At 55.3% G+C, this 1,188-nt stretch carries 2 protein-coding genes; both read right to left on the bottom strand.

The features are described 5' to 3' along the window. Window positions 1-3 precede the first annotated feature (3 nt). Window positions 4-819, bottom strand: coding sequence for an IS3 family transposase (locus tag BOA8489_RS20030; protein WP_245814016.1), 816 nt, complete (start codon window positions 817-819; stop codon window positions 4-6). Window positions 820-845: 26 nt separating this feature from the next. Beyond that, entirely contained in the window at window positions 846-1,133 is a 288-nt protein-coding gene (locus BOA8489_RS20025) for a transposase (protein WP_093976064.1), read from the bottom strand. Window positions 1,134-1,188 lie beyond the last annotated feature (55 nt).

The following is a 1,188-nucleotide window of genomic DNA, read 5'->3' as shown; positions in this document are numbered from 1 at the left end:
TGTCTAGCCCCCAAGTTCTGTGCCATTTCTGATTAGAGTTTCTGGCACTGGTGGTCGCATGTTCAGAGCCTGGTGCGGACGTGTGTGGTTGTACTGCTTAAGCCAATGATTGATGACGATCTGTGCCTGTTTCGTTGTTGTGAACCATTCAGCGTTGAGGATCTCGTGCCGGAGAGTGCCGTTGAACCTCTCGTTGTATCCGTTTTCCCAAGGGGACCCCGGATAGATTCTAATTGGTCTAACACCAACGCGAACCAACCACTCCTGCATCGCCTTGGCTACGAACTCAGGGCCGTTGTCGGAGCGGATATACTCCGGCGTGCCATGGCAGAGGAGCAGCGGATACAGCGCCTCCAGAACATCTTCGGCGCCCATCCTGCTGCGGACTTCCACGGCCAGAGCCTGCCGGGTGTACTCATCTAGAACGGTCAGCATTTTGTAACTCCGTCCATTGCTGAGCTTGTCGTGAACGAAGTCAATGCTCCAGATGTGGTTCGGATGCGTCGGCCTCAGGCGGATGATCGAGCTGTCCTTGTGATAAAGTCGTTTGCGCTTCTTGTGGCGCTGCGGAAGCTGCAGCCCTTCCTCATGCCAGAGACGCTCAACCTTCTTATGATTGACCCACCAGCCTTCGATGCGCAGGAGTTCCAAAACCTTACGATAGCCGTAGCGCCCATATTGCTTGGCCAGGCGGATCAAAGCCAGCCGTAGAGCATCATCGTCTTTTGGCGCGGGTCGATATTGCAGGGAGCTTCGCGCCAGACCGACGACCCGGCAGGTCCTCCGCTCCGAGGTAGCGAGCTTTTGGCGCGTATGAATAACGGCCTGACGGAGTTCCCCAGTCGTCAGGCCCTCGGCTTTAAGTAGTTCAGGCTTTCTTTGAGGATCAGCTTGTCCAGTTCAAGCTCAGCGACGATCTTCTTGAGACGCCCATTCTCCTTTTCTAGGCTGCGCATCTCCGACAACTGCGACCGTCCCATACCACCAAACCGTTTCCGCCAGTTGTAATATGTCGCATCGCTGATGCCGACGCTACGACACGCCGATGCAACGTCACTTCCTCCCGTCAGCTTCAGCTCAATCTCACGCAGCAGCTTCAATACATCTTCGTCCGAATGCCGTTTCCGTGCCATTCCATATTCCCCTCTCAAGACCAATGTAGTGGCCCAGTTTTAGGGGGGAAGGACA

Origin of the sequence: Boseongicola aestuarii (assembly GCF_900184815.1) — a bacterium.
Taxonomy (GTDB): Bacteria; Pseudomonadota; Alphaproteobacteria; order Rhodobacterales; family Rhodobacteraceae; genus Boseongicola; species Boseongicola aestuarii.
The sequence above is the reverse complement of the archived record's forward strand: the minus strand, read 5'-3'. Positions and strand labels throughout refer to the sequence as shown.